We start from the raw sequence: 4,860 nt of genomic DNA on the forward strand, positions 1-4,860 counted from the left end.
CTCGTTCCCCCACCGCACCCACTGGAGCTGAGCGCGCTCCATGAGTCCGTGCTCAAGGGCGCGGGGCCCGCTCCTCCGTTCCTGCCGTGCGTGACCGTTTCAGATGACGGCCGTCACGCGGCGGCGCGGGCGCGCCGGTAAAGAATGGCGCCCCCGAGCAGCAGCCCGGCGCTCGCCGGGATGATCAGACCGAGGCCACCGGCACCGGTCTCAGCCAGCTGCTCGGTAGCCACCGGCGCCGGAGCCGCGTGGGCGACCGGGGCGTTCGGAGTCACCACGGGCTTCGACGGGGTGTCCGGGGTCGACGGCTTGTGCGGCATGGTGACCGGGGTGCTGTCGTTCTCACAGCTGTTGCCGTGGGCCGGGTTCCCCAGACCGCCGATGGTGACGCTGTTCCCGCACGCGTTCACCGGTACCTGAACCGGGATCTTCACGCTGTTGCCGGAGAGGATGCCGGGCGAGCCCTCCGTGTCGCCGACGGCTGTCGCCCCGCCGACGCGGTGGCTGTCGCCGCTGTCGCTCTTGTCGTCGCCGTAGCCACCCTTGTCGTCGCCGCCCTGGCTTTTCCCGGAGTGGGCCGACGAGGTGTTGCTGCAGTCGTTGCCGAACGCCGGGTTGAGCAGTCCAACGACGTTGATGGTGTTGCCGCAGGCGTTCACCGGGATGTGCACCGGGACCTGGATCGAATTACCGGACAGCACGCCCGGCGAATTCGTGGCATTGCCGGCGGCCGTGGAGTCGGCGTGTGCATAACCGCCGCCCAGCGCGAGCACTCCGCCCGCTGCCGCCACCGTGATCAGGCCTTTTTTCGTGACCTGTCGCATAGGTTCGTTCCCTGTCTTCTACCTACCGGAAGAGCTCGCGAGCTTCATTGCCCACGGGCCGAGGGCCTGTCCGACCCCGGAGCGCATGGCGCGCACCCCAGGGCCGGCGAGGCTCAGACCCTTGCGGGTCGGATGTGCAATGTCAGACGTTGGCGCAGGCGTTGCCGAAGGCCGGGTTCAGCAGCCCGATCACGGAGACCGTGTTGCCGCACACGTTCACCGGAATGTGGATGGGCGCCTGGACGACGTTGCCCGAGAGCACGCCGGGCGAGTGCACCGCAGCACCCTGGGCACCCGCATCGGCGACGGCCATGCCCGCTCCCGCGAGCACCAGACCACCAGTGGCAGCCGCAGCAGCGACGACCTTCTTGATCATTATTCCTCCTAGTTGGCAATGCGGCCCCAAACCGCGGACTGCACCACCTGTAACGAGGAGGAATGGCTGGGGCTACGTGTCGGTACCCCCATTCACTCGATTCGGTCTTCTAGCACGCACTACCGATTATTTTGAGCGCCGTTTCGGCATTTCCCGTGCATTGCCGCGTCCGTCAGCACCTGTCCAGGAAGCGGTCGAGCACCCGGACGCCGAACTTCAGTCCGTCGACCGGCACCCGCTCGTCGACGCCGTGGAACATGCCGGCGAAGTCCAGCTCGGGCGGCAGCTTCAGCGGCGCGAAGCCGAAGCACCGGATGCCCAGGTCGTCGAAGGACTTGGCGTCGGTGCCGCCGGAGAGCATGTACGGAACGGCGCGCGCGATCGGGTCCTCGGCCCGCAGCGCCACCTGCATGGCGTCGACGAGATCACCGTCGAAGGTGGTCTCCACCGCCTTGTCGGTGTGCACGTCCTCCCGCTTCACCCGCGGGCCCAGCAGCTTGTCGAGATCGCCCAGGAATTCCTCTTCGTAGCCCGGCAGGAAGCGTCCGTCGAGGTGGGCCGTGGCCTGGCCGGGGATGACGTTCACCTTGTACCCGGCGCCGAGCATGGTGGGCGCCGCGGAGTTGCGCAGGGTGGCCCCGACCATCTTCGCGATGCCGCCGAGCTTGTCGAGCGTCGCCTCCATGTCCTCGGGGTCCAGCGGGATGCCGAGGGCGTCGGAGAGTTCGTCGAGGAAGGACCGCACGGTCTTCGTCACCCGCACCGGCCACTTGTGCCTGCCGACCCGGGCCACCGCCTCGCACAGCTCGGTGATGGCGTTGTCGCTGTTGGTCATCGAACCGTGGCCGGCGGTGCCGTCCACGGTGAGCCGCATCCAGTGCATGCCCTTCTGGGCGGTCTCGATGAGATACAGCCGCAGGTCCTCGTTGACGGTGAAGGAGAATCCGCCGACCTCACCGATGGCCTCGGTGACGCCCTCGAAGAGATCCGGCCGGTTGTCCACCAGATGGTGCGCGCCGTACACACCGCCCGCCTCCTCGTCGGCGAGGAAGGCCAGCACGATGTCACGCGGGGGCTTGCGGCCGCTGCGCAGCCGGTCCCGCACGACCGCGAGCGTCATCGCGTCCATGTCCTTCATGTCGACCGCGCCGCGCCCCCACAGGCAGTCGTCCGCGATCTCGCCGGCGAAGGGGTGATGCGTCCAGTCGTCCGCGTTCGCCGGTACGACGTCGGTGTGCCCGTGGATGAGGAGTGCGGGCCTGGACGGATCCTCGCCCTCGATCCGGGCCACGGTGGACGCCCGTCCCGGGTGGGACTCGACGATCTGCGGATCGAGGCCGACCTCGGCGAGTTTCTCGGCCACGTACTCGGCGGCTGCCCGCTCCCCCGGCCCGGAGTGGTCGCCGTAGTTGCTGGTGTCGATCCGGATGAGATCACGGCAGAGATCGACGACCTCGTCCTCGCCGGAGACGGGCTGGTTCGGTCCTGGCCTCTTCGACTCGCTCACGCTGATTCCTCCCACTGTCACTGCTGGTGGTCCGCCTCCCCCATCCTTGCGCGCCGCACCCCCGACACCAAGCTCGGCGGACCGTCGTCATACGCGCTTCACATGGGATCGGGCGTGATCGAGCACCGCCCAATGTTTGCTATGGTTTTCCACGTCGGAACGGCCCACGGCCGTACGGCAGACACCTTGTCCGGGTGGCGGAATGGCAGACGCGCTAGCTTGAGGTGCTAGTGCCCTTTATCGGGCGTGGGGGTTCAAGTCCCCCCTCGGACACCATCGGGTAGCTCACGGGTTGCCGCAGAGTGCCGGTTGAGACGGTCCGTCTCGACCGGCATTTTTTGTTTCCCGGGATCGGGAACCACCGGCGACGCGTACCGGGCACTGCTGGACCCGCCGCCGGTGACAGTGCCCCGCCACGACGCCTGCGCGGCGACTTCGTGTCGTAGGCGGTCAGTTCGACCGGCCCTGCCCGACGCCGGCGACGAACCCGGCCCATACGTCGCGCGCGAAGGCGAGTTGCGGGCCGCCGCGCCGCTTGGAGTCCCGGACGCGGATCGCGGCGGGGTCGGCGGCGATCTCGACGCAGGCTCCGCCTTCTCCGCTGCTGTAACTGCTCTTGAACCACTCCAGTTGTGCGGGCTGCTCGCTGTTAATCGATCTCCCAGCATCTTCTCGATCAGGGACCGGGACTTACCGGGGGTGAGCGCCTGGGCCCTGATGCTGCCGTAGCGTGCAGCAAGGATACGAACCTCGTCGGGGTCCGTGATCAGGCGGCTGACGTGCTGGACTTCGACGTAAGCCGCCTGCGGCCTGCCCTTCGGGGTCAGCATGATGAACGGCCCACCAAGGCTCGGGTGTTCAGTGCGTTCCATCGGGAGCACTTGGAGTTCGACGCTGCGAAGGCTGCCGAAGCTGAGCAGCGCCTCCAACTGCTCGTAATGAACGTCCCATCCTCCGAGGGGGCGGCGCAATACGGATTCCTCGATGGTGAACGTGGTGAACGGTGGTGGCCAGCGCTTGAAGATTCCTTACCGGTCCATCCGCGCCGCCACGCGTTGCTCGACGGTGTCCTCATCCAGGAGCGGTTGCCGCGTGCGGAACACCGCACGCGCGTGGTGTTCCGTCTGCAGAAGCCCGACCCGCTTCCCCAGCTCCTTCTGGCTCATCCCGGCACGCTCCCGCGCCGCCTTGACCTGACGCCCGACGGCGCGGAACAGATCCGCCGCCTCCTCCGAACCCGCCGGGTCTTCGGCGATTCGCTCCGGTCCTGCCGCCATGCCGTACCACCGCCCCGTAATCGTCACTGCTCACCCTCCTCCTGGAACAGGGCGTCGAACTCGTCGTCATCAAGGAACTCCTCGGCCACGCCCACATCGGCGTCACCACCGCCGTCTACGCCCACGTCCGACTCCGCCTCCGACGCGACGCCATCGACCTCCTCAGCTACGCCCTCCGCAGCCCCAGCGAGATCACCAGCAAGCCTGACGACGGCGACGAACCACCCCTCGCCGGGGCCGCCGTCCGCTGACGTTGCCGTCAACTACTGCCGTCAAGCCCACCGGAATGCCCCACCAGGAACAATCCCTGGTGGGGCATTCGGCATTCCATGCCACCCACAGGCCTATTTAATTGTTAGGATGACACAGAAAACTGATCAAAATCCCTACGTATCGGCCCAGAGCGCGGAATGCGCGTCCACCACCATCCACGTGCTTGAGATTCATCACCATTGAGCCGAAGAACGATACCTGCTTCATCGTCTTCCGTGTAGGAGAGAAAACTCGTATCCGCCTCATTGAGGGCGATGAGGAAATTTCTCGACTCACCCTCAGGGACCAATTCTAGTCCTCGGGCGATGAAATCCCGCAGGAAATCGGCGGCAATCAAGTCATGCGCGCCCCAGACAGACCTGTCGGAATCGGGAAGCTCAAGCTCTCTCTATCCGGGCCACATGCTCGTACCACCCAAGCAGCAGCGTGACCAGGTCCAACGAACGAGTTGGGGCGACACTGACGGTAGTTCGCTCAAGGTGGGCTGCTTCAGCAACTCCCAGGCGGCGACCTAGTGATCTGAGTCAGAGATTCGTCGGCAGTAGGCAGCGACTTTGTCGAGAATCTCGTCGGCGGTCTTCGTCCAGACGAACGGTCTGGGGT

The 4,860-nt window shown here is 66.5% G+C and carries 5 protein-coding genes, 1 tRNA gene and 1 pseudogene; 1 reads left to right on the top strand and 6 read right to left on the bottom strand.

Features of this window, described 5'->3' with window-relative positions:
- Positions 1-113 precede the first annotated feature (113 nt).
- The 3 genes from AB0436_RS30435 to AB0436_RS30445 all read right to left on the bottom strand — a co-directional run bounded on the left by AB0436_RS30435 (position 114) and on the right by AB0436_RS30445 (position 2,707).
- Positions 114-824, bottom strand: a complete 711-nt coding sequence (locus AB0436_RS30435; protein WP_366471159.1) for a chaplin — start codon at positions 822-824, stop codon at positions 114-116.
- A 142-nt stretch (positions 825-966) separates the two neighbouring features.
- On the bottom strand, positions 967-1,200 hold the full coding sequence (chpH, locus tag AB0436_RS30440) for a chaplin ChpH (RefSeq protein ID WP_365859530.1): 234 nt from the start codon (positions 1,198-1,200) through the stop codon (positions 967-969).
- Between the two features lie 172 nt (positions 1,201-1,372).
- Positions 1,373-2,707, bottom strand: a complete 1,335-nt coding sequence (locus tag AB0436_RS30445; RefSeq protein ID WP_366471160.1) for a M20/M25/M40 family metallo-hydrolase — start codon at positions 2,705-2,707, stop codon at positions 1,373-1,375.
- A gap of 188 nt (positions 2,708-2,895) precedes the next feature.
- Here AB0436_RS30445 and AB0436_RS30450 point away from each other — a divergent pair.
- Positions 2,896-2,983, top strand: a tRNA-Leu gene (locus tag AB0436_RS30450).
- A 174-nt stretch (positions 2,984-3,157) separates the two neighbouring features.
- Here AB0436_RS30450 and AB0436_RS30455 read toward each other — a convergent pair.
- The 3 genes and pseudogenes from AB0436_RS30455 to AB0436_RS30465 form a co-directional block, all read right to left on the bottom strand.
- The gene (locus tag AB0436_RS30455) at positions 3,158-3,361 is read right to left on the bottom strand and encodes a DUF397 domain-containing protein (protein ID WP_366471162.1); all 204 of its coding nucleotides are present in this window, start codon (positions 3,359-3,361) and stop codon (positions 3,158-3,160) included.
- Positions 3,361-3,984, bottom strand: a pseudogene (locus AB0436_RS30460) (helix-turn-helix transcriptional regulator); the annotation flags it as partial. The pseudogene AB0436_RS30460 and the gene AB0436_RS30455, both read right to left, overlap by 1 nt.
- Positions 3,985-4,007: 23 nt before the next feature.
- Positions 4,008-4,247 carry a hypothetical protein gene (locus AB0436_RS30465; protein WP_366471161.1) on the bottom strand — a complete coding sequence of 80 codons (240 nt, stop codon included), beginning with the start codon at positions 4,245-4,247 and terminating at the stop codon, positions 4,008-4,010.
- Positions 4,248-4,860 lie beyond the last annotated feature (613 nt).

Origin of the sequence: Streptomyces sp. NPDC051322, from assembly GCF_040689485.1 — a bacterium.
Taxonomy (GTDB): domain Bacteria; phylum Actinomycetota; class Actinomycetes; order Streptomycetales; family Streptomycetaceae; genus Streptomyces.